Raw genomic sequence first — 25,132 nt, forward strand, 5'->3', positions numbered from 1 at the left:
AGTTATTTATTTTTGGCCGCCGATTACAGATGCACCCGCAGGTACCCTAGAATCATCAACCATTTTTTGTGTTGCAGCGCTTGGTGCTGAAGTCATTAAACTTACAACAACCATAGCCACTAAGCTAACAGTAGATCCGAAGATACCAAATGTTAACTGAGTAATTCCTAAGAATCCGCTTCCACCACTTCGTACCCAAACTAGATACGCGAAACCAGAAACTAATCCTAAGACCATACCAGCTATAGCACCTTCTTTATTAGCTCTCTTCCACCATACACCAAGTACAAGTGGCCAGAACAATCCAGACATCGCAAAGTCAAAAGCCCAGATTACTGAACCTAAGATACCTTGGATCTCCATTGCTGCAATAGTTGCTCCTGCAAAACCAATTACTACAAGTAATACCCTTGCAACAACAAGTCTTTTAGCAGTCTCAGCTTTAGGGTCTACCATTTTGTAGTAAACGTCATGCGAGATTGCATTTGCGATTGCAAGAATCAAACCATCTGCAGTTGACATCGCAGCTGCCAAACCTCCAGCAGCAACTAGACCTGAGATTACATAAGGTAATCCAGCAATTTCTGGTGTTGCTAATACAACGGCTTTACCACCCATGAAGAACTCGTTTAATTCAACAGTTCCATTTCCGTTAAAGTCGCTTACAAACATCAGATTTGCTTGGTTCCAGTTTTGATACCAATCGATTGCTTGAACTTCTGCAATAGATTTACCAATAATACCTGTCGGTAAGTTTGGATCAATCAAAGCAAGTTTAGATAGTGTCGCTAACATCGGCGCAGAAGAATATAGTAGGAAGATAAAGAATACTGACCAACCTACTGATTTTCTAGCTGCTTTTACACTTGGAGTAGTAAAGAACCTCATCATTACGTGTGGTAATGAAGCTGTTCCCATCATCATTGCTAATGCTAATGAGATGAAAGCCCAAGGTGTTGCGTTTACTTCAGAGTGAGCCTTAGTAATACCAGCTAACCCTTTAGGTACAGTAGCTAAATCAGCAGCAGAGTTTTTAACAAACCCATACTGTTGCTCTAACTCACCAATTCTAGCAACTTCATCAGCTAGCATAAAGTGTGGGAAGAAACCCGCACCAATGTTGTTACTGATCCAGAATACTGGAAGTAGGTAAGCTATAATTAGTACAATATATTGCGCAACCTGTGTCCAAGTTACCCCTCTCATACCACCAAGCATTGAACATAGTAAAATACTAACTAGTCCAACATATACTGCGTATTGGAATGGGATATCTAAAGCAACAGCTGCAATAGTACCTGTAGCGTTAATTTGTGCAGTCACATATGTGAATGATGCAACAGTTAAAACGATAACCGCCATCAATCTTGCAGTATTACCACCGTATCTAGTACCTACGAAATCTGGAACTGTGTAACAACCAAATTTTCTTAAGTATGGTGCTAATAAAGTTGCAACTAACACATAACCACCTGTCCAACCTACAAGCAAAGCCATATATCCATAACCTTTGAAGTAAATACCACCTGCCATCGCAACGAATGAAGCTCCAGACATCCAGTCGGCTGCTGTTGCCATTCCGTTGAACACAGTTGGAACCGTTCTTCCAGCTACGTAATAGTTACTTGCTTGGGCTGTTCGAGATAGCCAACCAATTGCTGCGTAGATGAAAATGGTAAAACCTACAAAGCAAATACCTATTGCTTTTGCAGACATACCCATCTGCTCACCAATCGCCATCAAGATTATGAAACCTATAAATCCACCTGTGTAAATTCCATAAACTTTAGGCAAGTTATCTATAAAATTACCCTTAATCATTAGTCGTCTCCTTTTTCACTAAAGCCGAACTCTTCATCAATTTTTTCTTGTCTACCTGCAAACCAGAAAATAAGGATTACAAATATGGCAAGAGAACCTTGACATGTGAACCAATAAGTTAATGGATACCCAAAAGGTCCAGTAACTTCGTTCATTTCAGCTCCGAAAAGGAATATACCCATTGAGAATACAGCCCAGATTGCAAGTGTTACAAACAACAAGCCTCTGGTCTTTTCCCAGTGTTGAGCGTTTTTCGCCATGTATACCTCTCTTTTTTAGTTATAACTGATAAAACCTTAACCATTATGAAAGATAATAAAAGTGTAAAATTAGCCGTATTAGGTTAATTTTTTCAAATATTTTCAATAAAATTAACTTTTTATGGATAAAAAAAAATTAAGTTGGAAAGATTTATCGTTAAGTGATTTCAAAGTTTATTTTTTTTCTTTGTTTAAAGCTTTTATTCCTAAAACAAAAATTAAAACTTCAGATGAGTTAGAAGAGTTTATTCAAACAAAATCTGCTTGGGTATCTCAAGTTACACTTTACAGTTATTTAAAAACTAGAATGGGGACAAGATATGTTCTTCACTTTGATAATGATGAATTTATGAAGTCTGTCAATGAAGCTAAATGGAATATTTATTCTGTTGCTCTTCAAGATTTAACATTTTTCACTTTTTCTTATTTAAAAGTTAATTTTAGTTACAATGAATTAGATAAAGCCAAGGAAATTTTTTTAAAAATTTTAGATGATGAAACAACAAATAGTATGCCTTTGCATATCATCGAAGAAGCAAAAAAAGAATTTGATGAAAGACTAATTAAAATTGATTGGGATAAGTATCACAATGATCGTCCTTTCAATCCAAGTGCTCTGGCAATGTATAAATGGGCACCAATAGCAGATGAATTAAAAACTCTTGATCGAAAAATAGTTTTAAATTCTGTTATTTTAAAATGGGATGTTATTAAAAAAGAATTTAAAGATAGAATACAGTTTTAAATATTTTTTCTGTTCTCAACCAAACTATCTACAACACTTGGATCGGCCAATGTAGTTGTGTCTCCTAATTGACCATGTTCATTTGCAGCTATTTTTCTTAAAATTCTTCTCATAATTTTTCCAGATCTTGTTTTTGGAAGTCCTGGTGTGAAATGAATTAAGTCAGGTGTGGCAAGTGGACCAATTTGTTTTCTAACCCATAGCTTTAGATCTCTTTCGAGTTCACCAGTTTCTCTTTCACCAGCATTTAATGTTACATAACAATACAATCCATTACCTTTAATATCGTGTGGGTAACCTACAACTGCTGCCTCTGCTACCTTTGGATGAGCCACAAATGCACTTTCAATTTCAGCAGTACCCAAGTTGTGTCCTGATACAATAATTACATCATCTACCCGACCTGTAATCCAATAATACCCATCTTTGTCTCTTCGACATCCGTCACCAGTAAAATATTTACCTTCAAACTGAGAAAAATAAGTATCTATAAATCTTTGATGATCCCCATATACTGTTCTCATTTGTCCAGGCCATGATTGTGCTATACAAAGCCTTCCCTCTCCAGGTCCTTTTATCTCTTTGCCGGATTTATCAACTAACATAGGCTTTATTCCATAAAATGGTTTTGTTGCAGAACCAGGCTTTAATGGTATTGCACCTGTTTGCGGAGCAATTAATATCCCTCCTGTTTCTGTCTGCCACCATGTATCTACAATTGGGCACTTAGAGTTTCCTACTGTTTTGTAATACCACATCCAAGCTTCAGGGTTTATTGGCTCACCAACAGTTCCAAGTAACTTTAAAGATTTTCTAGATGTTTTTTTGACAGGCTTATCACCTTCTCTCATTAGAGCTCTGATTGCGGTCGGTGCAGTATAGAAAGTATTTACTTTGTATTTATCTACTATTTGCCACCATCTAGAACTATCAGGATAGTTTGGTATTCCTTCAAACATTATAGTTGTTGCGCCGTTTGAAAGAGGACCATAGATAATATAACTGTGACCTGTTACCCAACCAATATCAGCAGTACACCAATAAATATCTTTTGGTTTGTAATTAAAAATATATTGATGAGTCATTGATGCATACACCATGTACCCACCTGTTGTATGAAGAACTCCTTTTGGTTTTCCAGTTGAACCTGATGTGTATAAAATAAATAAAGGATCTTCTGCGTTCATTTCTTCAGGCTCGCAATGAGAAGGAACATCTTTAATTAAATCATGATACCAAACGTCTCTATCATAATTCCAACTAACTGAATTACCTGTACGTTTAACAACAATACATTTTTTTACATTAGGACAACTCTCTAATGCTTCATCAGTTGTTTCTTTTAAAGGAATAGTTTTTCCACCTCTAACACCTTCATCGGCCGTAATTATATATTCAGACTCACAGTCATTCACTCTTCCAGAAATAGAGTCTGCTGAAAAACCTCCAAAAATAATTGAATGGACTGCACCAATTCTAACACATGCTAACATTAAAATAGCTAGCTCTGGTATCATCGTAAGATAAATTGTAACTCTATCCCCTTTTTTAATACCTAATTTTTTTAAACCGTTTGCTGCTTTAGAAACTTTTTGATGAAGCTGTTTGTAAGTAATTTTTTGACTATCTTTTGGATCATCACCAACCCAAATTATTGCTGTTTTATCTTTTTTATCTTTTAGATGTCTATCGATACAGTTTGCAGATGCATTTAGAGTTCCATCTTCAAACCATTTAATTTTTACTTTTTTAGAACTGTATTTAACATCTTTAATTTTTTTATAAGGTTTAATCCAAGTAATTCTTTTTCCTTCTTTTTTCCAAAATTCGTCGTTATTTTTTATAGATTGAGAATATTTTTGCTCGTATTTATTTTTGTTAGCCAAACTACTTTTGATCCACTCAGGTTTAGTTTTTATAATTAATTCAGGAGCAGGTTTTTCACTTTGTTTTAAAATTTTTTTTGATTTTTTTCTTTTAACTTTAGTTTTTTTCTTAACTGCAGTTTTCTTTCTTACTTTAGTTTTTTTTTTAGATTTAGCTTTTTTCTTTTTATTTGGCATGGATTATTTTTTTTTAAATTTTACTCATGTTATTTATAATTTTCCAGCTTTTATCATCAATTGGCATTACTGAAAGTCTACTTTGTTTAATAAGCGCTAAATCGCTTAAATCCTTATTTTTTTTGATATTTTCAAGGGTTACTGGTTTAGAGAACTTACTTTTAAATTGGACTGTTACTGCAACAAATCTTCCGGTCTTATCAGTTTTATCTAAATAGTGTTCTTTAATTACCATTACTATCCCAACTATTTCTTTGCCAATATTAGAGTGATAAAAAAAACATAGATCACCCTTCTTCATACTTTTTAAATTGTTTGCTGCTTGATAATTTCTAACACCATCCCAAGGTGCACCTTTTTTACCAGCCTTAATTTGTTGCTCAATTGACCAAACATCTGGCTCAGATTTTAATAACCAATAATTCATTATTTAATTTATAATATAATAAGATATAATTTAACTTTTTAAACAATTGTTGAGCAGCAAATATTTTAGTTTATGAGAGCAGCAAATTATTCATCGATGAATATATATAATCAAGATCAGATTAAAGAAATAAATAGCATTATTAGGTCGAATTTTGTACCAGGAAAAGATAATTTTGCATCAAAATCAAACAAAACTTCCGAGGTTAAATTTGTACTTTACGGAAAGCTTCAAAAATATTTAGGTCAATTTGTTGATTTTTGTTTTACAGCAAATAATAATTTTTTTGGTTTTGATCTACATCCACTAACTGATCTTAAAAAACTCAATTACAACATTTATGATACCGGGCAAGAATATACTTGGCATATAGATGCGGTTCCTGGTGATCCAGTAAAAGATATTAAATTAACAGCTTTACTAAATTTATCTGATGAGAATTATGAGGGTGGAGAATTATCTTTGTTCAGAGCTAATGAAATAATTTGCAATGAATTTAATCAACCTGGGAGCGCGATTATATTTCCTTCATTTATAAATCATAAAGTTAATAAGATAATTTCAGGTAGAAGACATACTTTGGCAATTTGGTTATCTGGACCAAAATTTAGGTAAAAATTTTAAATTTTTACACCTGCACCTTTTAAAAACGCAGCATTCTCGTCTAAAGGCCATCTTGGTTTTGCTGGATAATCTAAATTATTAAATTTATTTAATTTAAATTTTTCCAGACCTACCATTGCAATCATTGCAGCATTATCCCCACAAAGTTCTATTGGTGGAAATATACTTTTGTAATTATTAGCTTCACATAAATTAATTAACATAGATCTAATTTTTTTGTTAGCAGCAACTCCTCCAGCTACTACAAAAACTTTTTCTTTTAATTTATTTTCTTTTTCAAATTCTTCAAATGCTATCTTTGTTTTTTTATTAAGAATTTCTTCAACAGTTTTTTGAAAAGAAGCTGCTAAATCAAATTTTTCTTGTTCTGTTTTTATAGATTTTGCAATTTTTAAAATTGCAGTTTTTAATCCTGCAAAAGATAAATTACATCCACCTTTATTAAAAATTGGTTTAGGCAAATCATATTTTTCAGAATCTCCTTTTTTTGCCAAAACTTCGATTTGTGGTCCACCAGGAAATTCAATTCCTAAAAGTTTAGCTGTTTTATCAAATGCCTCACCTAAAGCGTCATCAATAGTTGTTCCTAATCTTTTATATTTTCCAAGACCTTGAACATTTAAATATTGTGAGTGACCTCCTGAAATTAATAATAATAGATAGGGATAATTTAAATGGGAATTTAACTTAGGACTTAATGCATGACCCTCAAGATGGTTAACTGCTATAAAAGGTTTATTAATTGCGCTTGCAAAAGCTTTTCCAAAACTTAAACCAACTGACAAACAAACAATTAAACCTGGTCCAGCAGTTGAAGCAACAGCATCAATTTCTTCAATTTTTTTTCCACTATCTGAAATTGCTTTTTCAACAATCCAATCTATTTTTTCTATATGTGATCTTGCGGCTAGTTCGGGAACTACTCCCCCAAATTCTTTGTGAACATCAACCTGACTAGAAACAATATTGGATAAAACTGTTGGAATTCCTTTGTCATTTTCAGTTATAATAGACGCTGCAGTTTCATCACAGCTAGTCTCTATTCCAAGAATTAAGGGTTTTTTACTCATTCAAATAGTTTTTAATAATTGTACAATCTCAATACAAGTAAGAAATAAATTTTTAATGAATAGAAAAATTATAATAGGCTCAAGAGGAAGTAAATTGGCTTTGCTTTATGCGCAAAAAGCTAAAGATAAAATTATTGAAGCTTTAGACTTGCCAGATGATCAGATTGTCATTCAAACAATAACTACAAAAGGTGATCAAATTCAGGATCGAAGATTATCAGAGGTCGGTGGTAAGGGTTTATTTTCTAGTACGATTGAAAAAGAACTGAAAGAAAAAAAAATTGATATAGCCGTGCATGCATTGAAAGACATGCCTGCAATTGAAACTAAAGCACTTAGAACAGATTCATTTTTAGAAAGGACAGATCCAAGAGAAATTTTAATAACTAATAACAAGAAAAATATCAAAGAATTAAAATTAAATGCAATAGTAGGAACCTCATCTTATAGAAGGGAATTTCAAATTAAAAAAATAAGACCAGATGTTAACTGTAAATTAATAAGAGGAAATGTAGATACCAGAATCAAAAAGCTAAAGGAAGGTATTTATGATGCAATAGTTTTGTCTTATGCGGGTATAAAATATTTAAATTTAGATAATGAAATTTCAGAAATTTTTTCGACTGATCAAATTATTCCAAGTGCAGGCCAAGGTATTATTGCTTTACAGTGTAGAGATGATGATGATGAAATTATAAAAGTTTTGGAAAAAACAAATCACAAAGATACTTATATGAGAGCTCACATAGAGAGAAACATTTTAAAGGTACTGGAAGGTGACTGCGAAACTGCAATAGGTGCTCATTCAATTATAGAGGGGGATAAAATTACCGTTGAAGCTGAACTATTCTCACTAGATGGTTCTAAAATATTTTATGAAAAAAAATCTGGTAATATTGATATGTTTAAAGAAATTGGAACAGAAGTTGGTAACACTTTAAAAATTAAATCTAATAATTCATATAAAAAGTAAAATGCATATTTTGTTAACTAGACCTATAGAAGATTGTTCAGAAATGATAGTTAAGTTTCAATCTTTAGATCATAAAGTATCTCATCTACCATTAATAAATATTCAAAAAGTTCAACATGAAGAAATTAACTCTCATGATTATGGTGGTTTAATTTTTACAAGTTCTAATGCTGTAAAAAATTTAAATGTAGAAAATTTAAATAAAAAATTAATTTGTTTTTGCGTTGGTAGTGCTACAGAAAAAAAAGCTAGAAGTTTAGGCTTTCAAAATACAATTGCTGCAGAAGGGAATGTTTCAAATCTTAAAGAACTAATTCTACAAAATTATGAATTAAAAGAAACTCCACTTCTTTATATAAGTGGTGAGATCATAACAACTGATTTAGACCACCAATTATTAAAAGAAGGGTATGCTGTTAAACGTATTATTAACTATAAAGTAAATCATACTGAAAATTTTGATGAAAATTTTGTTAACGAATTAAAGCAGAATATGCCTGATATTGTTTATGTTTATTCTCAAAATAGTGCCTCTAGTTTCTTAAATTTTATAAAAATCTATCAAACAGAAAACCTTTGGATGAATACAAACTTAATGTGTATAGGTGAAAAAACCTCGTCAATATTGAATGAAATTAAATGGAAAAAGATATTTCTTTTTAATCCTGGAGAAGAAGAGTTTTTGTTATATAAAATTTAGGTATGGAATTAATAAATAATTTTTCTGAAATATTTTTATCTGTTTGGAATAAAGGAATACTTGGTGTTGATATTTTTCAAATTTTAATTGGAATAGGGATATTCTTACTTTTTTTAGTCTTTAGAGGATTAATAAGTAAATTAATTATAAAAAAATTAGAAATTATCTCAAAAAGAACAACAAACAAATTAGACGATACTTTTGTTCAGTCATTAATTGGTCCAGCTAGATTTTTACCAATTGTATTAGGTTTCTTTATTGCAAGTTACTACATGACCTTTTCAACAGAGGGTAGAGAAGTAGTTGATACAATTAATAGAACTTTAATTACGATATTGATTTTTTGGGTTATTCATCAAATTATAGAACCCATTTCATATATCTTAAGTGGACTAGATAAACTTTTAACTAGAGAACTTATTGGTTGGATAATTAAATCACTTAAGATTTTAATATTTATTTTAGGATTAGCTGCAGTACTAGAATTGTGGGGTATTAAGATAGGACCAATTATTGCTGGTCTTGGTTTGTTTGGAGTTGCCGTTGCACTTGGAGCACAAGATTTATTTAAAAATTTAATTTCTGGAATTTTAGTATTAGTTGAAAAAAGATTTAAAATTGGAGATTGGATTGCAGTAGATGGGATTATTGAAGGCACAGTTGAAAAAATTGGTTTTAGATCAACAACAATAAGAAAGTTTGATAAATCTCTAGCGATTATTCCTAATTTTCAATTTGCAGAAAATGCTGTAGTTAATGTTAGCGAAACATCTAATTGGAGAATTAGATGGATAATTACATTGCAATATGACTCTACCATTGATCAATTAAAAAAAATCAGAGAGGAAATAGAAAGTTATATAAACAACAGTGATGACTTTAATCAATCAACTGGGGTTGCTGTTAGAATTGAGAAGTTTTCTGATAGTTCAATAGATTTATTGATAAGATGTTTTACGAATTCAAATAGTTGGAGTAATTCACTAGAAGTTAAAGAGAGATTGGCAATTGAAATTAAGCAGATTGTAGAAAAAAATAAGGCCTCTTTTGCTTTCCCAAGTCAGTCAATTTATGTTGAGAAAAAATGATAGCAATTTTTTATTTAGTTTTACAGATTTTAAAACTGTATTCTTATGTTGTAATAGCAAATGTAGTTATAAGCTGGTTGATAGCATTTAATGTTTTAAATACTCAAAATAGATTTGTTTACTCAATTTTAGAGCTTACATACAAATTGACTGAGCCAATACTTAATAAAATTAGACGTTTTTTACCCAATTTAGGATCACTAGATATTTCACCAATCATTCTTCTTCTATTGATTTGGTTTATTGAAATGTGTATGAAGCTCTACATTGCACCAATTATATTTTAGAAAGTAAAATGATTTTAATTGACGGAAAAAAAGCTGCAGCTGAATTAAGAGAAGAATTAAAGCAAGAAGTATCAGGACTTAAATCCAAATATAATAAAGTTCCTGGTTTAACTGTAATATTAATTGGAGATCTTACTCCAAGCCAAATTTATGTTCGTAATAAAGAAAAATCAGCAAATGAAGTAGGGTTAAAATCGGAAGTAATTAAATATCCAGATAGTGTTGAAGAAAAAACTGTTTTAGAAAAAATTGAAGAATTAAATAAAGATGAAACAGTTTCAGGAATTTTAGTTCAATTGCCGTTACCAAAACATATAGATAAACAAAAAGTTATTGAGGCCATTGATCCTTCCAAAGATGTAGATGGTTTTCACCCAATGAATGTAGGAAATCTTTCATCGGGTTATGAAAGCTCAGTTCCTTGTACACCTCTTGGCTGTTACTTGTTAATTAAAAAAATTGAACCAAATTTAACTGGAAAAAAAGCAGTAGTAGTAGGTAGATCAAATTTAAATGGAAAACCAATGACGCAACTACTTTTGAAAGAAAATTGTACTGTAACAATTACTCATTCAAAAACTAAAGATCTAAAAGCTGAATGTTTAGAAGCTGATATAATTGTTGCAGCAGTTGGAATACCTGAGCTTGTAAAAGGAGATTGGGTAAAGAAAGATGCAATAGTAATTGATGTTGGTATCAATAAAACTGATAAAGGTATTGTTGGAGATGTTGATTTTGAAGATGTTTCAAAAAATGCAAAAGCTTTAACCCCAGTTCCAGGTGGTGTAGGGCCAATGACTATCGCTTGTTTATTAAAAAACACAATTGAGTGTTTTAAAAGATCACAAAAATAAACACTTTTTATATAAGTTTAATTGTCTCAAGGATATTTAAACTGATTAAATTACCGTTGTATTTGATAAGCTAGTCTTATGAAAAAACCTAAATACGAATACAGAATTGCAATAATAATGATTTTATTAACTGCAGTTCCAATTGGAGCTACCCAATTAGGTTGGTATTTATATAACAAACAAGTTGGATTTGATTTTGGAATGATCGCTGGAGTTTTTTCTGTTATCTTAGCTGGATATTTGATGTATGAAAAAGGTTGGAGAGATGAGGATGAGGATTAATTAATGGAAAAAATTATTTTTTTTGCTTTAGCAGTGCCAATTTTAGGATTTGTTTTTTACCTAGGTGGTTCTGCAATAATGAAAGGTTTTAAGGCTAAAGTTGATAATCGACCCAATAAACCTGAGGACACAGAATCAGATTCAGAAACAGTAATTAGACCTTCAAATAGTAACGATTTAAGTTCTGAAATTTCAAAATTAAATGATTTGTATAAAAATGGAGCTCTTACTCAAGAAGAGTTTGAAAAAGCTAAAAGTAAATTACTGAATAATTAAATTTAGATATGTTTAAGATTATTCCCAATAAAAAAAATATTGGGGCTGAGATTATTGGTAACGTTAAAAAAATTTCTAAAAAAGATTTTAAAATTTTTTTAAAAGCACTTGAGCTTTATGGTATGATTTTTTTTAGAAGACAAAAATTAAGTTCATCAGATTATATAGAGTTTGCTAAACATTTTGGTAAATTAGCTAAATATCCAAGACTAAAAGGATTAAGTAAGAAATACAAACAAATTACTGTCGTTCAAAGGAAAGCAACAGATAAGGGACCTAGCTTTGGAGAACAGTTTCACACAGACTCAATTTACACAAAAAAACCACCTAGATTTACAATGCTTTATTCTAAATTAGTTCCTAAAAAGGGTAGAGCAAATACTGAATTTTCCTCTCAATACTTGGCTTATGATTATTTGCCCAAATCAATAAAAAATAAATTACTCAAAGTGAAGGGAAGGTACTCTTCTGAAGGACCAATTTCAGTTACTACAAGAGAAAGAGTAAAAGAGAAGGGTAGAAAGATTGAAGAATTAAAATCTATTCATAAAATTATAAAAAACATAAAATCTAAAAATATGATTTATTGCAGTCCTGGACATCTTGTAGGATTTTCTCCAAATTTAAAAAATTCTGAAAAAGTTAAAAAACAATTATTTAAGCACCAAGTTAAAAAAAAGTTTCAATACTCATTAGAATGGGAAAAAGATCAGTTAGCTATTTGGGACAATAGATCCATGCTCCACCAAGCTACCCCTTTTAAAGGCAATAGAATTATGCATAGAATAACTATATTGTAGTTATAATAATTCGTTTAAGGATTTTACCTCACCAATATTAAATGTAATTGCATCTTCTCTTTTAAATCCATAATTTTCTGCATTATCTTTAAATCGAATTGGTGGTTCCATAATTGGCTCTAAAGATAAAACAAAAGTCCCCCAATGCATTCCTAATACTTTTTTGCTTTTAAGATCTTTTGCTACATTTAAAGCTTCTTCTGGGGTTGTATGGTAAATAGTTTTATCGAACATTGGTTTAAAATTATATGCTCCAATGTTGATCATAGTAAGATCAATCGGACCATATTTTTCTCCTAGTTCTTTATAGATATTTCCATAACCAGTATCACAAGCAAATAAAATTTTTCTATTTTTATATTCAATTAAAAAATTCCCCCACAAAGTTTTATTTGTGTCTGTTAGACTTCTTTTTGACCAATGAACTGCTGGTAGTAAGGTTATTTTTAAATCACTATTTATATTTTTGTGATCATACCAATCCATTTCATTTACATCTTCATAATTCTTAAAATATTTTCCAAGGTTAAGTGGAACTAATACTTTTGCATCCTTGTATGGAAAATTTCTGATGGTTGACATGTCTTGATGATCGTAATGATTATGAGTTAATAAAAATAAATCTATTTTTGGAATTTCGTTAAGATCTAATGCTGGTTTAGTAAATCTCTTTGGTCCAAATATTAACGGACCTGCATTTTTTGAAAAAACAGGATCAGTAATTATTGTTGTATTACCTAATTTAATTAAATAAGTAGCGTGCCCAATCCAGGCAACGTAATCATCATTTTTGTATTTTTCTAAATCAGATTTAACTTTTTCTTTTTCGACAACATGCTCATTTGGAAAATTAAGACTAATTTTTTTTCTTAGTTTACTGAAAGTTCTATAAGAAAATTTCCCTGATCTAGATATTACAACAGGTGAACCCTTAGGATTTCGAAAAGTTCCATCTGATAAATGATGATAAGGTTTTTCTTTCATTACATTAATTATTTTTTTCCATTAGCCACAAATCATCCCCAGCTAAAAAATAAATTTTCCCATTAATTGGGTGAACTTGTATGTCTCTGATTCTCCCAATTTTATCCTTAAAAATAATTTTCTCTTGGATTTCAGATGTGTTTGAAAATATTAATTTTCTTAAAGATTTATCTTTAAGAGAAGTAATTAATGCATGACCATTCCATTCTTCAAATTCTTTACCTTTATAAATTGTAATAGCACTTGCAGCAATTGATGGAATCCAATATTGAATGGCTTTTGTAAATCCTGGTTTCCATTTTGGACCAATTTTAGTTCCTGAGTAATTTGTCCCTCCCCAGCCTAAAATTTTCCAACCATAATTTTCTCCCTTTTTGGCCTCTCCAAACCAATCACCACCCTTTGCTCCATGATTGCTCATATAAATTTTTCCATCAAATTCTGAAAAAGTTAAACCCTGAGGATTTCTAACTCCAATCTGGTATATCTCTGGAAGCCATTCTGGCTTACCTTCAAACTTAGGGTTATCTTTTGGAATACTTCCATCTAAATTTATTCTAATGATACTGCCAGGATGTTGTGTTGGATCTTGAGCAATCATATTCATGCCTCTTTCTCCTGCAGAAGCAAACAAGTAATTTTCCTTGATAGCAAGTCTTGATCCAAAATGATAGCCAGATTCAATAGGTGGATTTGCTTGAAATATATTTTTAAAATTTAAAGAATTCTTATTTAAATCTGCTTTTGCAATTGAGGTGCTGGTTTTCCAGTCTCCTCTATTTTCTGAATATGAAATCCATAATTTTTTATCTTTATGAATAATATCTAAAAGACCACCTTGACCATGAACAAAATAGTTTAAATTATGTTTAACTTCAGAGATATTTTTTGAAACAATGTTTATTATTTTAATTTTGCCACCTTTTTCTGTAACAATTAATTCTTCACTGTTAATGAAACTTGAACCCCATGGTTCACTAAAAGACCCTAATTTTTCAAAATTATAATTTTTAGAATTTGCTGTTGCGGAAATTAAAATAAAAAAAAATATAAAAATAAATTTTTTCACTTTATGAAAGTTTAGATCTACCACCATCTACAGCTATAACTTGACCAGTGATCCAAGAACTATCTTCTGTAAGTAAAAATTTAGCAAGCGATGCTGAATCTTTTCCTTCCCCCAATCTTTTTAATGGATGAGCTTTTGCAATACCTTCTGCTAAAGCAGCATTTTTTAACATAGGTTCAGCAATTTTAGATTTTGTTAAGCTTGGTGCCACACAATTTACTCTTATGTTTGGAGCAAATTCTGCAGCTAAAGAAACAGTCAGACCTTCAACAGCTGCCTTTGCTGACGCAATAATTGCATGATTGGTGAAACCTCTTTGTGCGGCAACAGTTGAAAACATTACAATTGAACCTTTATTTTTTTTTAAAGTTTCTTGATATCCTTTGATAGCCTCGACAGCAGAATAAAGATTAAGTTTCATACATTTTTGAAAATCTTGTTCATTAATCATTCTAAGTGGCTTTAAGTCTATGGATCCTACACAGTAGGCCAATCCTTTGATTTCAGAAATATCTGATTTAACTTTTTCTATAAAACCTTCTTCAATAACATCTGCGATAGTATGTGAACATCCAAGCTTTTCTACAATTGGAGCAAGTTCACTTTCATTTCTTGCAACTAAATGAATATCATTTCCTGAATTTTTTAATTGTTCTGCTAAACTAGATCCAATTGAGCCAGTTGCACCAAAAATAAGATATTTTTCTGACATAAAAATTTTTATTAGTTATATTTAAATATGAAGTTATTTTTTATACTTGGCAATCAATTATTTCCAACAAAATACATTGACCGCTTCAAAAAAGACCATCTATTTTTTATGGCCGAAGACAAGGGTTTATGCACCTATGAAAAGCATCATAAACAGAAAATTTTATTATTTTTATCATCAATGCGATCTTATGCTGATGAGTTGAAGAAAAATAAATTTAAATTAGACCATATCAAAATTGAAGACAAAGAGTTTAATGATGATTATTTAAAAAAGTTAAAAAAAATTATTACTCAAAAAAAAATAAAAGAAATTTCTAGTTTCGAAGTAGAGGATAAATTTTTTGAAAAAAAAATTTCTCAATTTTTAAAAAAAGAAAAAATTAATTGGAATGTAATTCAAACACCAATGTTTTTAAATTCTAGAGAAGATTTTAAAAATTATCTATCAAAATCAAAAAAACCTTTTATGGCAACTTTCTACAAGGATGTTAGAAAAAAATCTGGAATATTGATGGGGTCAGATGGTAATCCAATCGGAGGTAAATGGAGTTTTGATGAAGATAACAGAAATAAATTACCAAAAGATATATTAATTCCTAAATTTCCAAAAATTAATGAAACTAGTCACACAAAAAAATTGAAGCCTATTATTGAGAAGGAATTTAAAAACCATCCAGGGAGCACAGAGAATTTTTGGTTTGCTACTGAATACGACGATGTAGTTAAACTTTTAAACTTTTTTATAAAAGAAAAATCTAATCTATTTGGTGATTATGAGGATGCTGTTGATCAAAAAGATAATATTCTTTTTCATAGCACTTTAAGTCCTTATATAAATTTAGGCCTAATAACACCTGAACTTGTAATCCAAAAAATTTTAGATTTTCATAAAAAAAATAAAATTAGAATAAATTCCCTAGAGGGTTATGTGCGTCAGGTAATTGGATGGAGAGAATTTATGCGTGGAATTTATCAGTCCTACTCGCATGAAATGGAAACAGGAAATTTTTTTAAACAGAATAGAAAAATGAAAAGTTCATGGTATGAGGGTACCACTGGTCTTCCACCGTTAGATTATGCGATTAAAAATGCAGTCAATAATGGCTGGTCACATCACATTGAAAGATTAATGATCTTATCCAATATTATGAATCTCTGTGAGATAAAGCCTACAATTGTTTATAAGTGGTTTATGGAGATGTTTGTAGACTCATCAGATTGGGTAATGGTTCCGAATGTTTACGGAATGGGATTGTTTAGTGATGGAGGGATTTTTGCGACTAAACCATATATTTGCGGATCTGCATATTTTATGAAAATGATGGACTTCAAGAAAGGTGATTGGTGTAACACCATGGATGGTCTTTATTGGAGATTCATAGATCGGAACAGAAAATTCTTTTTAAAAAATCCAAGACTATCAATGATGGTTAGAATTTTTGATAAAATGAAAGATGAGAGAAAAAAAATGATTTTATCAGAGGCTGATAAATTTATTAAACAAAATACAAACTAAACTTTATGTATATTGCTATTACTGGCTTAAAGCCAAAAAATTTTTTTTCAAAATTAAGATTTTGGTTGTTAGCAATCCCATCTTTTAGGGCAGCACAAAAAGCTGAAGGAAACATATTTTGTGAAACGAAGGCATTTAACGGATACCAGCATACTTTAACAGCTTGGAAAGATAGAAAGCTGATGGTTAAATATTTAAATGGAACTGAGCACTCAAAAGCAATGAGAAATTTTAGAGCAATTGCAACAGGTTCTACATATGGTTATGAAAGCGATCATATTCCAAATTGGGATGAAGCTTTAGATCTTTGGAATAAAAATTTTAAAGAATATTAAATTGAAAAAACAAAACTTACCCTCAAAAATATGTCCTGTATGTAAAAGACCATTTACGTGGCGAAAAAAATGGAAACTTAATTGGGATAGAGTAAAATATTGTTCCAAGAAGTGTTCTAAGCTAAGTTAATCATAGTGAATATAATTGTACTACAACATATTAAAATAGAAGATCCAGGCTACATTAAAGATTTAATGCTATCTGATGGATTTAATTTAACCACAATAGAGTTAGACGAAGGTGAAAAAATACCAGAGGATCTTAGTAATTTTGATGGAATGTTTTGTATGGGGGGACCGATGGATACCTACATGGAAAAAGAATATCCATGGTTAATTGAAGAAAAGAAAAAAATTAAAGAATTTGTTGTAGATTTGAAAAAACCTTATTTAGGTTTTTGTTTGGGTTGCCAACTATTAGGCGAGGTAGTGGGTGGTAAAGTTGTGAAATCAAATCCTCCAGAAATTGGTATTATGGATATTGATTTTTCGAAAGAAAAAGAAAACGATAATTTGTTTTCACAATTTCCTAATAAAATAAAAAGTTTACAATGGCATTCTTATGAGGTCCAAGGAATTGAAAAAAACAATGATATAACTTTATTGGCTTCTTCACCGATTACTAAATATCAAATATTTAAATATCAAAACCACGCTTACGGAATTCAATTTCATATAGAAATAAAAGATACAACAGTCAATGAATGGGGATGCGTTCCTGAATACAAGAAAGCTTTAGAGGATCAGCTTGGGAGTGATGCTTTAAAAAAGTTTGATCAATCAGCAAAAGATAATATGAATGACATGAACAATTATTCTACAATTCTTTATAATAATTTCAAAAAACTTCTATGATTTGCATAAAGACTGAAATACCTAATGAGCTAAACGATATAGATGATGAACTTAAAGCAATCTACCACAGCAAAGATACAGTTTGTTTTTACATTTTTAAAACAAGAGAGTTAAGAAATGAATTTTTAGAAAAAACAAAGGGCATGAACAAAAGTGAGCGTGAAGAGATATATAAAAATTATGAATAATAAAATTTTTGAATGGGCAGGGGTTATTACAGCAATATTATATTCTTTATTTGTGGCCTTAAATATAGGAATAGAATTTTTTGGATTTTGTTTGTTGCTTTTGTCAGCTATTTTAATTGGAATTTGGGCTTACAGGGGCGGCCACAAAGGAATTCTTTTACTTCAATTCTTCTATGCGACTGCTGGAATTATAGGTATGATTCGATGGTTTTAGCTTAAGGTTGAAACAATTTTAGGAATATAATTTTTAAAATTAAAAAAACCTTTATTACAATATTGCCAAGCTAACTGATCAAGGCTCCTGTATAAAAAACTCACATTTATATCATTCGAGTTTAAGTAGTCTAAATTTTCACCGACTGTTGGATACAAACCATAACAATTTTCAATGTTTGTCACTTCACTTATATCAATTAACTGAAAATCAATAGATTGATTTTTTAATCTTTGTCCTTGGTCTTCTATTAACTGAGATTTAAATTTCACTAATTTTTCACTGAGTTTAATAGATCTATTTTCATTTTTGTTAGAAACTAAGTAAATTTTCTTAAAGTTTTTTTCTTTAAAGTCAGTGATTTCAAATGAGAGATTATTATCAAAAATTAAAAGATTTTTTTCTTCTATATTTTGTGGGTTAGTAAAATCTTGTTTTATTATTTGATAAGATTTTTCTGAAATTTTCGGGGGAGCATTTTCGTTCAATTTTATGTTTTGGTATCTATTGTTAGTGAATTTTTTAATATTCCATTCACTAGCAAGATAGTGTTTGCCTTGAGTTTGAACACCTGCAACCCATCGCCATCCTAGAGTATTTGATGCAGCGTCTCCATCATAAAGATGTTTCATGAAAAATTCTGCACCTAATTGCCAAGGTAATTCTAAAGTAAAAATCCAAATACTAGCAAACCACATTCTTGTGTGATTATGCAAATAATTTTTTTCTTTTAGCTCGTTAACCCACTCATTGAAGCATTCAATATCTGTTTTTCCCTCAATTGCTGAGAGATAATTTTTATTATTTTGAAGTTCATTTTTTATTTGATTTAATTCAATAAGATAATCTGCCCAAACATTTGGTCTTAGCTCTAGCCAACCTTTCCAATAAGTTCTCCATAAAACTTCTTGAATAAATTTTTCATTTTTTGAAAAAGAAAATTTGCTTAGAGTTTTCTGGATGATTTCTTTTTCGTTTATAATTCCGTGTGTTATGTATGGAGATAAGCATGATATATTAGATCTTTTTTCAGGACCAAAATCAAAATTTCTTAATTTAGAATAATCTGCAAGACCGTTATCGATAAAATTATTTAATTGATTTAAGGCCTTAGCCCTTGAAGCTTCAAACATCATTTTAAATTATTTTGATTTTTTTTTCTTGAGACCCAATTTATCACTATGTCTCAATCTTAAGACAACAATTGCTCCAGCAATTAATAAAATCGCGACCGCTTCATAAACAAGTGCAGTAGGATCCATTTCTTTTCCTTGTAAAATAATAAATCGTGCAAGAGCAGTAATCGCAATAAGCAGTGGAAGGGTAATACTAATTGATTGTTGGTTCCAAAAAACTCTAACCATCGCCAGGACCTCTAGATAAAGAAACATTAATAGTAGATCAGCTAATGTTACAGATTGATTTAAGAACATATTTTTCATCTCAATTCCAACTGCAATAACTGTGCTGATTAAGATAATAACCATCAAAGCTAGTTGTAAGTTTTTTGCTATCTTGTCCATTATTTATCTTTACTAAATGGAAGCCATTTTTCAAAAACTGATTTTGACGGCCCATCATAAGGAATTGAATAAGAACTTGGATTAGGACTAGTTAATACTTCAATACCTTTTGAAAAAACAAATATAAATACTATCACAAAAACAATTACCATAATCTTAAATGGGTCAAAATTTTTAGTTTCAAATACACTGCTAGATCTTTCCTCTGCTTTATGAAATTGTTTAAAAGTCATATACACAGCAAAAATTAATCCTACATGCGCCACATAAAGACCTGCCCAACCAAATGCAAATGTTGTGTATGAGAATACATATAAACTGAAAACCGTAGTCCAAATAAAACTTAGAACTAAAAGAATTTGTAATCTTACAGTTTTTGGAAGAGCTCGAAGGTCGTTTTTACTGTCGTCAAATAAAATATTTGCAGCATCTTTCATCCAATTTTTTAATGAATCCATAATTTCACGATACAGTTTTAAGAAGTTTTAACAAATGTTAAATTGACCTAAATTTAATTAAGAACGTAGTTTTTTCTTATGAAAATTAATAAATCTTTCAACATTAGATTTATTAAATGTTTTGTTTTCTTCAAAGGAAACTTTTTTCATAGAGTAGGCAGAACTTTTTGTTATTCGAGACTCGATTATTACATTTCCTTTATAAAGTTTAAGTTTTACTGAGCCATTAACTTTGTTTCTTTTAAGGTCTACAATTTTTTGAAGTTTAAATCTTTCTTTTGAATACCAATAACCATTATAGATAAGTTCGGCATATCTTGGCATAATCTGATCTTTTTTATGCATTGTTTCTTTATCTAAAGTTACGGATTCGATTGCTCTATGTGCATGAATTAATAAAGTTCCACCTGGTGTTTCGTACACCCCTCGAGATTTTATTCCAATAAATCTATTTTCAACTAAATCAATTCTTCCTATTCCATTTTTTCCAGCAACATTGTTCAGCTTTTCTAATAGTTTAGAAGGAGACATTTTTTTTCCATTAATTGCAAAGGGATCTCCATTTTTAAAATTGATGGTAATAAATGAAGGCTTGTTTGGAGCTCTTTCAGGAGAAACTGTTCTTTGGTAAATAAATTCTGGCGCAGAATTTTTTGGATTTTCTAACACTTTCCCTTCAGTTGATGTATGAAATAAATTATCATCTACTGAAAAAGGTGGAGCGCCTTTTTTATCTTTTGGTATTGGTATCCCATGTTTTTTCGCATAGTTAATTAAATCAGTTCTTGATTTTAATTTCCAAATTCTCCATGGAGCAATAATTTTTATTTTTGGTCCAAAGTAATGATAGCCTAATTCAAATCTTACTTGGTCATTTCCTTTTCCTGTAGCACCATGTGAAACTGCATTAGCTTTAAATTTTTTAGCAACTCTTATTTGGTCTTTGGCAATCAATGGTCTAGCAATAGAAGTCCCCAAAAGATATACACCTTCATAAATTGCATGTCCTCTAATCATTGGATAAACGTAATCTTTTACAAAAATATCTTTCAAATTCTGGATAATAATATTTTTGACACCAAATTTTTTTGCATTCTTAAAAATTTTTTTTCTATCGATTTTTTGACCAACATCAGCAGTGTAACATATTACTTCAGCGTTATAATTTTCTTGAAGCCATTTTAAAATTATGGACGTATCTAAACCGCCTGAGTAGGCAAGTACAATTTTATTTTTTGATTTCATTTAATTATGTACAAGCTTTTTTTGATGCATTGTAAGCTTTGGTAAATCCAAGCAAAGAATAATGATCAATTGTTTGGGATCCATTTTGATTGTATCCAGTAATCATTATTCTTGATCCCTTCTTCATTCTACTAATCATTTTTACTTCAATTTTGTTATCAGCAATCCATGCAAATCCTTGTTGCATTATATCAAACTTAAATTTGTTCTTTCCAGATGCTGCAATAACAGAATTCTTGTTATTAAATTCATATCCAGGAGTAACACTTACTTCATTTGAAATATTTTCTTCTGGTCTAAAAGTTACAAATAATTTTGCATCTCTTTTGTTTGATTTTGGTGCTTGAAGCACAGGTGTTGATTGTGCAAAACATACTTTGCCATCAGGTTCATAAACTACCATTGCCTCCCAATCTTTATATTTACCAATTTTTTTTACTTCCTGAGCAAATAGATGATTTGAACTTAAGATAAATACAGTTGATAAAATTATTATCTTTTTAATTAAGGACATGGATTTGGATAAATTGTTTGAACTTGATTAATCTCTTCAATGATATCATTGGATAAATCTACATTTACACTTTCTATGTTTGTTTTCAACTGCTCCATTGTAGTAGCACCTATAATTACACTTGTCATGAAATCTTGAATTTCACAAAATTTAATAGACATCTGTGCCATATCTAATGAGTATTTTTTTGAAATTTTATAATATTCTTCAATTGCATTGTTTCTATTAGGTTTATTATATCTAGTCCAAAAATCTCCATCTCTTTCAATCCTAGAATTTTTTGGTAATGAATTATTCCTATATTTTCCTGTTAGAAAACCGCTAGCCAGAGGCGAGTAAGCTAATAAACCAATTTTGTCCCTTATGGATATTTCAGACAATCCAACTTCATATGTTCTATTTAAAAGACTATAGGGGTTCTGAATAGACATCATTCGTGGAAGTTTTTTTTGTTTTGATATATCTAAATATTTAGATACTCCCCATGGAGTTTCATTTGATAATCCTATTTCTCTTATTTTCCCTTGATCTATAAATTTTTTGAGGTTTTCTAAAACATCCTCAAACTCATTCCAATTATTTTCTTTATGTATGTAGCCAAGTCTGCCAAAATTATTTACATTTCTTTCTGGCCAGTGAAGTTGATATAAATCAATATAATCTGTTTGAAGCCTTTTTAAACTTCCATCCAAGGCTTTTGTCATATTTTGAATATTATAATTATTTTCTCCATTTCTTATGTATGGTCTTGCAGGCCCAGCAACCTTTGTTGCTAAAATAATTTTTTCTCTTGCATTTCTATCTTTGAACCAGTTACCAATTATTCTTTCAGTATGACCAAAAGTTTCTTCTTTTGGTGGAACCGAATAAAGTTCTGCAGTATCCCAAAAATTAACTCCTTGATCTAAAGCAAAGTCCATTTGTTCAAATGCTTCATCTTGAGTATTTTGTTCTCCCCAAGTCATTGTACCGAGACAAATTGTACTTACATCAAGATCAGTATTTCCTAATTTTTTGTAATTCATTAATGTTTTATGTTAACTTTTTATTAATCTTTTAAGGTATCTTGAATAATTATCAAAAGACCATTATATGTAACATATTATGGAATTTGATAAAAACGGAATTTTAAATAGGGCAAAAGCAGCTCAACAAACAGCTGCTGTAATGGATGAAGGCTTAAGAGCCTACATGTTAAAAGTTTACAATTACATGGCAACAGGTGTGTTGTTAACAGGGATCATCGCACTCTTAACATTTAAGATGTCAGTAGTAACTGATCAATCAGGTGCAATTGTTGGATTAACACAAATGGGGAATGCAATTTATTTATCAGGGCTTAAATGGTTGGTAATGTTAGCTCCTTTGGGTATCGTTTTTTATATGAGTTTTGGTATTAATAAGATGAGCGCTTCAAAAGCTCAAACAACATTCTGGGTGTTTGCAGCTTTAATGGGTCTTTCATTGTCCTCAATCTTATTAGTTTATACTGGCTTGAGTGTTACTAGAGTGTTTTTCATAACTTCAGCAACTTTTGGAGCTATGAGTATTTATGGTTATACAACTAAAAGAGATTTAACAAAGTTTGGATCATTTTTAATGATGGGATTAATTGGTATAATTATTGCATCAATCGTTAATATTTTCCTAAAATCTTCAATGATGTATTTTGTAATTTCAATTTTAGGTGTTTTAATTTTCGTAGGTTTAACAGCCTATGATACTCAAAAAATTAAAAACATGTATGTTGCAAGTGACTCTGGTGAAATCATTGGAAAAAAAGCAGTAATGGGTGCTTTAACATTATACCTAGACTTTATTAATCTATTTATAATGTTGTTAAGACTTTTTGGTCAAAGACGATAGTTTATTTTTGAAGTTTCTTCCAATTAGTATTTTTAAGTAAAGACTTAAGCTCATAAGAATTTTTTAAAATCTTACCGCTTGTGTCTGTGATTAAGTATTTTAAATTTTTATTTTTTGGCTTAAAATTTTTACAAATTTTATAGAGCGCATTCTCTGCTGCATTCCTAAATACACTAAAGCTAACTTGTTTGCTTGATATGTTGAGACCATAATCTTTCCAAGAGCCTTCGGAAACCATCTTTGCATAAAGATCTAAAATAATTTTAAGCTCATCTTTTTCAAAAAATTGTTTTTCCTCTATTTTATTATGTGGATTGTTTACTACTAATCTTAAGTTATTACGCATCTATTTTATGTTTATTTATCAAAGGCACCTGAAATCCAGTAAACACTATTGTTATTGGAAGCATTCCCCATACTTTAAAATTAACCCAAAATTCTTCAGTTTGTGTTCTCCAAACAAATTCATTTAATAATGCAAGACCGAAGAAAAAAAACATCCATCTTCGATTTAAAATTTCCCATCCGATATCAGATAAAGGTATTGATTTACCCATAACTTTTTTAAGGACTGGTTCTTTTGTAAAGTATTTTCCAAAATATAAAGCCAAAGCAAACATAATATTTATTATTGTTGGTTTTACATAAATAAATATTGGATCATTAAAGTAGATAGTGAGACCTCCAAAAAAAGTTATTAAAATTCCACTTAACAAAGGCATCGGCGGTATTTTTTTTTCAAAAAACCAAACAACAGCTAATGCAATGATAGTTGCAACTATTAAGGGAGGAATTGCTACTGATAAATTTTTTCCACTGTTATAATAATAGAAAAAAAATATTGCTAAAGGTCCAAAATCAGTAACAAATTTTAAAAAAGATTTATTCACTTAAAAGATACTAACATATTTGCCACATCACAAAACATTAATATTTTTTACATTGATTTTTAATTTTAAATACCCATACTAACTATCATGGCAATCCAAAAAGCTAAATTTTCAATAGGAGATATTGTAAAACATAAGCACTTCGAATTTAGAGGTGTAATTTATGATGTAGATTTCGAGTTTAACAATTCTGAGGAATGGTATCAGTCTATTCCAAAAAATGTTAGGCCTAGAAAAGATCAGCCTTTTTATCATTTACTTGCTGAAAATGATGAAATTACCTATGAAGCCTATGTTTCTGAGCAAAATCTTTTGATGGATGATTCAGATGAGCCTATAAAACATCCGTTAATTGAAGAAATTTTTTCAGGCAAAAAAGGCTCAAGCTATTTCAAGCTTTCTAATTAGCTATCATTATTCAAACACATTTATTTCCAATCTAGGCCACACTATTTTTTTATAAAATAGTTATATTCTGATCAAGAGTGTTA

34 protein-coding genes are annotated in these 25,132 nt (G+C 30.2%); 18 read left to right on the forward strand and 16 right to left on the reverse strand.

Annotated features, from left to right (window positions below; all coding sequences use genetic code 11):
• Positions 1-6: 6 nt before the first annotated feature.
• Entirely contained in the window at positions 7-1,821 is a 1,815-nt protein-coding gene (locus tag ACTTAW_RS01250) for a sodium:solute symporter family protein (RefSeq protein WP_440619142.1), read from the reverse strand.
• Positions 1,821-2,081, reverse strand: a complete 261-nt coding sequence (locus tag ACTTAW_RS01255; protein WP_440613626.1) for a DUF4212 domain-containing protein — start codon at positions 2,079-2,081, stop codon at positions 1,821-1,823. The genes ACTTAW_RS01250 and ACTTAW_RS01255 overlap by 1 nt, the downstream gene beginning before the upstream one ends.
• 121 nt (positions 2,082-2,202) lie before the next feature.
• Here ACTTAW_RS01255 and ACTTAW_RS01260 point away from each other — a divergent pair, with 121 nt between their 5' ends.
• Positions 2,203-2,826, forward strand: a complete 624-nt coding sequence (locus tag ACTTAW_RS01260; RefSeq protein WP_440650810.1) for an esterase — start codon at positions 2,203-2,205, stop codon at positions 2,824-2,826.
• Here the strand turns inward: ACTTAW_RS01260 and acs are convergent.
• Together acs and ACTTAW_RS01270 are read right to left on the reverse strand one after the other, a co-directional pair.
• A complete protein-coding gene (acs, locus tag ACTTAW_RS01265; protein WP_440650811.1) occupies positions 2,823-4,889 on the reverse strand; it encodes an acetate--CoA ligase in 2,067 nt (688 codons plus the stop codon). The genes ACTTAW_RS01260 and acs overlap by 4 nt on opposite strands.
• A gap of 13 nt (positions 4,890-4,902) precedes the next feature.
• Complete coding sequence (locus ACTTAW_RS01270; RefSeq protein WP_440650812.1) at positions 4,903-5,316, reverse strand: EVE domain-containing protein; 414 nt, start codon at positions 5,314-5,316, stop codon at positions 4,903-4,905.
• Between the two features lie 72 nt (positions 5,317-5,388).
• Between ACTTAW_RS01270 and ACTTAW_RS01275 the strand changes: the two genes are divergently transcribed.
• Positions 5,389-5,931, forward strand: coding sequence for a 2OG-Fe(II) oxygenase (locus ACTTAW_RS01275; RefSeq protein WP_440650813.1), 543 nt, complete (start codon positions 5,389-5,391; stop codon positions 5,929-5,931).
• A gap of 5 nt (positions 5,932-5,936) precedes the next feature.
• Here the strand turns inward: ACTTAW_RS01275 and tsaD are convergent, their stop codons facing one another.
• On the reverse strand, positions 5,937-7,010 hold the full coding sequence (gene tsaD / locus ACTTAW_RS01280) for a tRNA (adenosine(37)-N6)-threonylcarbamoyltransferase complex transferase subunit TsaD (RefSeq protein WP_440650814.1): 1,074 nt from the start codon (positions 7,008-7,010) through the stop codon (positions 5,937-5,939).
• Positions 7,011-7,065: 55 nt separating this feature from the next.
• Here tsaD and hemC point away from each other — a divergent pair, with 55 nt between their 5' ends.
• From hemC to ACTTAW_RS01320, 8 genes are all read left to right on the forward strand, one after another.
• A complete protein-coding gene (hemC, locus tag ACTTAW_RS01285) occupies positions 7,066-7,983 on the forward strand; it encodes a hydroxymethylbilane synthase (RefSeq protein WP_440650815.1) in 918 nt (305 codons plus the stop codon).
• 1 nt (position 7,984) lies between these two features.
• The gene (locus ACTTAW_RS01290; RefSeq protein ID WP_440650816.1) at positions 7,985-8,683 is read left to right on the forward strand and encodes a uroporphyrinogen-III synthase; all 699 of its coding nucleotides are present in this window, start codon (positions 7,985-7,987) and stop codon (positions 8,681-8,683) included.
• 2 nt (positions 8,684-8,685) lie between these two features.
• The gene (locus tag ACTTAW_RS01295; protein WP_440650817.1) at positions 8,686-9,771 is read left to right on the forward strand and encodes a mechanosensitive ion channel family protein; all 1,086 of its coding nucleotides are present in this window, start codon (positions 8,686-8,688) and stop codon (positions 9,769-9,771) included.
• Positions 9,768-10,058 carry a YggT family protein gene (locus ACTTAW_RS01300; RefSeq protein ID WP_262589968.1) on the forward strand — a complete coding sequence of 97 codons (291 nt, stop codon included), beginning with the start codon at positions 9,768-9,770 and terminating at the stop codon, positions 10,056-10,058. The genes ACTTAW_RS01295 and ACTTAW_RS01300 overlap by 4 nt, the downstream gene beginning before the upstream one ends.
• An 8-nt stretch (positions 10,059-10,066) precedes the next feature.
• Positions 10,067-10,912, forward strand: coding sequence for a bifunctional 5,10-methylenetetrahydrofolate dehydrogenase/5,10-methenyltetrahydrofolate cyclohydrolase (locus ACTTAW_RS01305; RefSeq protein ID WP_440650818.1), 846 nt, complete (start codon positions 10,067-10,069; stop codon positions 10,910-10,912).
• 78 nt (positions 10,913-10,990) lie between these two features.
• On the forward strand, positions 10,991-11,194 hold the full coding sequence (locus ACTTAW_RS01310) for a hypothetical protein (RefSeq protein ID WP_262589965.1): 204 nt from the start codon (positions 10,991-10,993) through the stop codon (positions 11,192-11,194).
• Positions 11,195-11,197: 3 nt separating this feature from the next.
• Positions 11,198-11,470: an SHOCT domain-containing protein gene (locus ACTTAW_RS01315; RefSeq protein WP_440650819.1), complete on the forward strand. Its 273-nt coding sequence runs from the start codon at positions 11,198-11,200 to the stop codon at positions 11,468-11,470.
• 8 nt (positions 11,471-11,478) lie between these two features.
• On the forward strand, positions 11,479-12,270 hold the full coding sequence (locus tag ACTTAW_RS01320) for a TauD/TfdA dioxygenase family protein (RefSeq protein WP_440650820.1): 792 nt from the start codon (positions 11,479-11,481) through the stop codon (positions 12,268-12,270).
• Here ACTTAW_RS01320 and ACTTAW_RS01325 read toward each other — a convergent pair whose 3' ends face one another.
• The 3 genes from ACTTAW_RS01325 to ACTTAW_RS01335 are packed head-to-tail and all read right to left on the reverse strand — an operon-like array spanning position 12,271 to position 15,035.
• A complete protein-coding gene (locus tag ACTTAW_RS01325) occupies positions 12,271-13,254 on the reverse strand; it encodes an MBL fold metallo-hydrolase (protein ID WP_440650821.1) in 984 nt (327 codons plus the stop codon).
• 4 nt (positions 13,255-13,258) lie between these two features.
• On the reverse strand, positions 13,259-14,350 hold the full coding sequence (locus ACTTAW_RS01330) for a PQQ-dependent sugar dehydrogenase (protein ID WP_440650822.1): 1,092 nt from the start codon (positions 14,348-14,350) through the stop codon (positions 13,259-13,261).
• The gene (locus ACTTAW_RS01335) at positions 14,325-15,035 is read right to left on the reverse strand and encodes an SDR family NAD(P)-dependent oxidoreductase (RefSeq protein ID WP_440650823.1); all 711 of its coding nucleotides are present in this window, start codon (positions 15,033-15,035) and stop codon (positions 14,325-14,327) included. Before ACTTAW_RS01335 ends, ACTTAW_RS01330 begins: the two co-directional genes overlap by 26 nt.
• A 27-nt stretch (positions 15,036-15,062) precedes the next feature.
• Here ACTTAW_RS01335 and ACTTAW_RS01340 point away from each other — a divergent pair, with 27 nt between their 5' ends.
• From ACTTAW_RS01340 to ACTTAW_RS01365, 6 genes are read left to right on the forward strand one after another with little or no spacing between them, the layout of a single operon-like run.
• On the forward strand, positions 15,063-16,553 hold the full coding sequence (locus tag ACTTAW_RS01340) for a cryptochrome/photolyase family protein (RefSeq protein WP_440650824.1): 1,491 nt from the start codon (positions 15,063-15,065) through the stop codon (positions 16,551-16,553).
• Positions 16,554-16,558: 5 nt separating this feature from the next.
• Positions 16,559-16,888 carry a hypothetical protein gene (locus ACTTAW_RS01345; RefSeq protein WP_440650825.1) on the forward strand — a complete coding sequence of 110 codons (330 nt, stop codon included), beginning with the start codon at positions 16,559-16,561 and terminating at the stop codon, positions 16,886-16,888.
• A gap of 1 nt (position 16,889) precedes the next feature.
• Positions 16,890-17,018: a DUF2256 domain-containing protein gene (locus ACTTAW_RS01350; protein ID WP_262589955.1), complete on the forward strand. Its 129-nt coding sequence runs from the start codon at positions 16,890-16,892 to the stop codon at positions 17,016-17,018.
• Positions 17,019-17,023: 5 nt separating this feature from the next.
• Positions 17,024-17,743, forward strand: coding sequence for a type 1 glutamine amidotransferase (locus ACTTAW_RS01355; RefSeq protein WP_440650826.1), 720 nt, complete (start codon positions 17,024-17,026; stop codon positions 17,741-17,743).
• Positions 17,740-17,931 carry a hypothetical protein gene (locus ACTTAW_RS01360; protein ID WP_262589953.1) on the forward strand — a complete coding sequence of 64 codons (192 nt, stop codon included), beginning with the start codon at positions 17,740-17,742 and terminating at the stop codon, positions 17,929-17,931. Before ACTTAW_RS01355 ends, ACTTAW_RS01360 begins: the two co-directional genes overlap by 4 nt.
• The gene (locus ACTTAW_RS01365) at positions 17,924-18,145 is read left to right on the forward strand and encodes a hypothetical protein (protein ID WP_428078984.1); all 222 of its coding nucleotides are present in this window, start codon (positions 17,924-17,926) and stop codon (positions 18,143-18,145) included. Before ACTTAW_RS01360 ends, ACTTAW_RS01365 begins: the two co-directional genes overlap by 8 nt.
• Here ACTTAW_RS01365 and ACTTAW_RS01370 read toward each other — a convergent pair.
• The 6 genes from ACTTAW_RS01370 to ACTTAW_RS01395 are packed head-to-tail and all read right to left on the reverse strand — an operon-like array spanning position 18,142 to position 22,910.
• Positions 18,142-19,281, reverse strand: coding sequence for an FAD-binding domain-containing protein (locus tag ACTTAW_RS01370; RefSeq protein WP_440650827.1), 1,140 nt, complete (start codon positions 19,279-19,281; stop codon positions 18,142-18,144). The genes ACTTAW_RS01365 and ACTTAW_RS01370 overlap by 4 nt on opposite strands.
• A gap of 6 nt (positions 19,282-19,287) precedes the next feature.
• Positions 19,288-19,668, reverse strand: coding sequence for a phosphate-starvation-inducible PsiE family protein (locus ACTTAW_RS01375; protein ID WP_075504930.1), 381 nt, complete (start codon positions 19,666-19,668; stop codon positions 19,288-19,290).
• Entirely contained in the window at positions 19,668-20,126 is a 459-nt protein-coding gene (locus ACTTAW_RS01380; RefSeq protein WP_262589950.1) for a hypothetical protein, read from the reverse strand. Before ACTTAW_RS01380 ends, ACTTAW_RS01375 begins: the two co-directional genes overlap by 1 nt.
• Positions 20,127-20,183: 57 nt before the next feature.
• On the reverse strand, positions 20,184-21,371 hold the full coding sequence (locus tag ACTTAW_RS01385; protein ID WP_440650828.1) for an argininosuccinate synthase: 1,188 nt from the start codon (positions 21,369-21,371) through the stop codon (positions 20,184-20,186).
• A 4-nt stretch (positions 21,372-21,375) separates the two neighbouring features.
• A complete protein-coding gene (locus ACTTAW_RS01390) occupies positions 21,376-21,885 on the reverse strand; it encodes an invasion associated locus B family protein (protein WP_440650829.1) in 510 nt (169 codons plus the stop codon).
• Positions 21,876-22,910 carry an aldo/keto reductase gene (locus ACTTAW_RS01395; protein WP_440650830.1) on the reverse strand — a complete coding sequence of 345 codons (1,035 nt, stop codon included), beginning with the start codon at positions 22,908-22,910 and terminating at the stop codon, positions 21,876-21,878. Before ACTTAW_RS01395 ends, ACTTAW_RS01390 begins: the two co-directional genes overlap by 10 nt.
• A 79-nt stretch (positions 22,911-22,989) precedes the next feature.
• Between ACTTAW_RS01395 and ACTTAW_RS01400 the strand changes: the two genes are divergently transcribed.
• Complete coding sequence (locus tag ACTTAW_RS01400; protein WP_440650831.1) at positions 22,990-23,751, forward strand: Bax inhibitor-1/YccA family protein; 762 nt, start codon at positions 22,990-22,992, stop codon at positions 23,749-23,751.
• Position 23,752: 1 nt separating this feature from the next.
• Here the strand turns inward: ACTTAW_RS01400 and ACTTAW_RS01405 are convergent, their stop codons facing one another.
• Both ACTTAW_RS01405 and ACTTAW_RS01410 read right to left on the reverse strand, forming a co-directional pair.
• Positions 23,753-24,097, reverse strand: coding sequence for a DUF2794 domain-containing protein (locus ACTTAW_RS01405; protein ID WP_440613652.1), 345 nt, complete (start codon positions 24,095-24,097; stop codon positions 23,753-23,755).
• A complete protein-coding gene (locus ACTTAW_RS01410) occupies positions 24,090-24,641 on the reverse strand; it encodes a septation protein A (protein WP_440619109.1) in 552 nt (183 codons plus the stop codon). Before ACTTAW_RS01410 ends, ACTTAW_RS01405 begins: the two co-directional genes overlap by 8 nt.
• Positions 24,642-24,728: 87 nt before the next feature.
• Between ACTTAW_RS01410 and hspQ the strand changes: the two genes are divergently transcribed.
• Positions 24,729-25,049 carry a heat shock protein HspQ gene (gene hspQ, locus ACTTAW_RS01415; protein ID WP_262589942.1) on the forward strand — a complete coding sequence of 107 codons (321 nt, stop codon included), beginning with the start codon at positions 24,729-24,731 and terminating at the stop codon, positions 25,047-25,049.
• Positions 25,050-25,132 lie beyond the last annotated feature (83 nt).

This window comes from Candidatus Pelagibacter sp. HIMB1495, from assembly GCF_052047955.1.
Lineage (GTDB): Bacteria > Pseudomonadota > Alphaproteobacteria > Pelagibacterales > Pelagibacteraceae > Pelagibacter.

What these genes read in the sequence shown, in the direction of transcription:
- ACTTAW_RS01250 (WP_440619142.1), bottom strand. Translation starts at nt 1,821, where the DNA reads ATGATTAAGGGTAATTTTATAGATAACTTGCCTAAAGTTTATGGAATT.
- ACTTAW_RS01255 (WP_440613626.1), bottom strand. Translation starts at nt 2,081, where the DNA reads ATGGCGAAAAACGCTCAACACTGGGAAAAGACCAGAGGCTTGTTGTTT.
- ACTTAW_RS01260 (WP_440650810.1), top strand. Translation starts at nt 2,203, where the DNA reads ATGGATAAAAAAAAATTAAGTTGGAAAGATTTATCGTTAAGTGATTTC.
- acs (WP_440650811.1), bottom strand. Translation starts at nt 4,889, where the DNA reads ATGCCAAATAAAAAGAAAAAAGCTAAATCTAAAAAAAAAACTAAAGTA.
- ACTTAW_RS01270 (WP_440650812.1), bottom strand. Translation starts at nt 5,316, where the DNA reads ATGAATTATTGGTTATTAAAATCTGAGCCAGATGTTTGGTCAATTGAG.
- ACTTAW_RS01275 (WP_440650813.1), top strand. Translation starts at nt 5,389, where the DNA reads ATGAGAGCAGCAAATTATTCATCGATGAATATATATAATCAAGATCAG.
- tsaD (WP_440650814.1), bottom strand. Translation starts at nt 7,010, where the DNA reads ATGAGTAAAAAACCCTTAATTCTTGGAATAGAGACTAGCTGTGATGAA.
- hemC (WP_440650815.1), top strand. Translation starts at nt 7,066, where the DNA reads ATGAATAGAAAAATTATAATAGGCTCAAGAGGAAGTAAATTGGCTTTG.
- ACTTAW_RS01290 (WP_440650816.1), top strand. Translation starts at nt 7,985, where the DNA reads ATGCATATTTTGTTAACTAGACCTATAGAAGATTGTTCAGAAATGATA.
- ACTTAW_RS01295 (WP_440650817.1), top strand. Translation starts at nt 8,686, where the DNA reads ATGGAATTAATAAATAATTTTTCTGAAATATTTTTATCTGTTTGGAAT.
- ACTTAW_RS01300 (WP_262589968.1), top strand. Translation starts at nt 9,768, where the DNA reads ATGATAGCAATTTTTTATTTAGTTTTACAGATTTTAAAACTGTATTCT.
- ACTTAW_RS01305 (WP_440650818.1), top strand. Translation starts at nt 10,067, where the DNA reads ATGATTTTAATTGACGGAAAAAAAGCTGCAGCTGAATTAAGAGAAGAA.
- ACTTAW_RS01310 (WP_262589965.1), top strand. Translation starts at nt 10,991, where the DNA reads ATGAAAAAACCTAAATACGAATACAGAATTGCAATAATAATGATTTTA.
- ACTTAW_RS01315 (WP_440650819.1), top strand. Translation starts at nt 11,198, where the DNA reads ATGGAAAAAATTATTTTTTTTGCTTTAGCAGTGCCAATTTTAGGATTT.
- ACTTAW_RS01320 (WP_440650820.1), top strand. Translation starts at nt 11,479, where the DNA reads ATGTTTAAGATTATTCCCAATAAAAAAAATATTGGGGCTGAGATTATT.
- ACTTAW_RS01325 (WP_440650821.1), bottom strand. Translation starts at nt 13,254, where the DNA reads ATGAAAGAAAAACCTTATCATCATTTATCAGATGGAACTTTTCGAAAT.
- ACTTAW_RS01330 (WP_440650822.1), bottom strand. Translation starts at nt 14,350, where the DNA reads ATGGTGGTAGATCTAAACTTTCATAAAGTGAAAAAATTTATTTTTATA.
- ACTTAW_RS01335 (WP_440650823.1), bottom strand. Translation starts at nt 15,035, where the DNA reads ATGTCAGAAAAATATCTTATTTTTGGTGCAACTGGCTCAATTGGATCT.
- ACTTAW_RS01340 (WP_440650824.1), top strand. Translation starts at nt 15,063, where the DNA reads ATGAAGTTATTTTTTATACTTGGCAATCAATTATTTCCAACAAAATAC.
- ACTTAW_RS01345 (WP_440650825.1), top strand. Translation starts at nt 16,559, where the DNA reads ATGTATATTGCTATTACTGGCTTAAAGCCAAAAAATTTTTTTTCAAAA.
- ACTTAW_RS01360 (WP_262589953.1), top strand. Translation starts at nt 17,740, where the DNA reads ATGATTTGCATAAAGACTGAAATACCTAATGAGCTAAACGATATAGAT.
- ACTTAW_RS01365 (WP_428078984.1), top strand. Translation starts at nt 17,924, where the DNA reads ATGAATAATAAAATTTTTGAATGGGCAGGGGTTATTACAGCAATATTA.
- ACTTAW_RS01370 (WP_440650827.1), bottom strand. Translation starts at nt 19,281, where the DNA reads ATGATGTTTGAAGCTTCAAGGGCTAAGGCCTTAAATCAATTAAATAAT.
- ACTTAW_RS01375 (WP_075504930.1), bottom strand. Translation starts at nt 19,668, where the DNA reads ATGGACAAGATAGCAAAAAACTTACAACTAGCTTTGATGGTTATTATC.
- ACTTAW_RS01380 (WP_262589950.1), bottom strand. Translation starts at nt 20,126, where the DNA reads ATGGATTCATTAAAAAATTGGATGAAAGATGCTGCAAATATTTTATTT.
- ACTTAW_RS01385 (WP_440650828.1), bottom strand. Translation starts at nt 21,371, where the DNA reads ATGAAATCAAAAAATAAAATTGTACTTGCCTACTCAGGCGGTTTAGAT.
- ACTTAW_RS01390 (WP_440650829.1), bottom strand. Translation starts at nt 21,885, where the DNA reads ATGTCCTTAATTAAAAAGATAATAATTTTATCAACTGTATTTATCTTA.
- ACTTAW_RS01395 (WP_440650830.1), bottom strand. Translation starts at nt 22,910, where the DNA reads ATGAATTACAAAAAATTAGGAAATACTGATCTTGATGTAAGTACAATT.
- ACTTAW_RS01400 (WP_440650831.1), top strand. Translation starts at nt 22,990, where the DNA reads ATGGAATTTGATAAAAACGGAATTTTAAATAGGGCAAAAGCAGCTCAA.
- ACTTAW_RS01405 (WP_440613652.1), bottom strand. Translation starts at nt 24,097, where the DNA reads ATGCGTAATAACTTAAGATTAGTAGTAAACAATCCACATAATAAAATA.
- hspQ (WP_262589942.1), top strand. Translation starts at nt 24,729, where the DNA reads ATGGCAATCCAAAAAGCTAAATTTTCAATAGGAGATATTGTAAAACAT.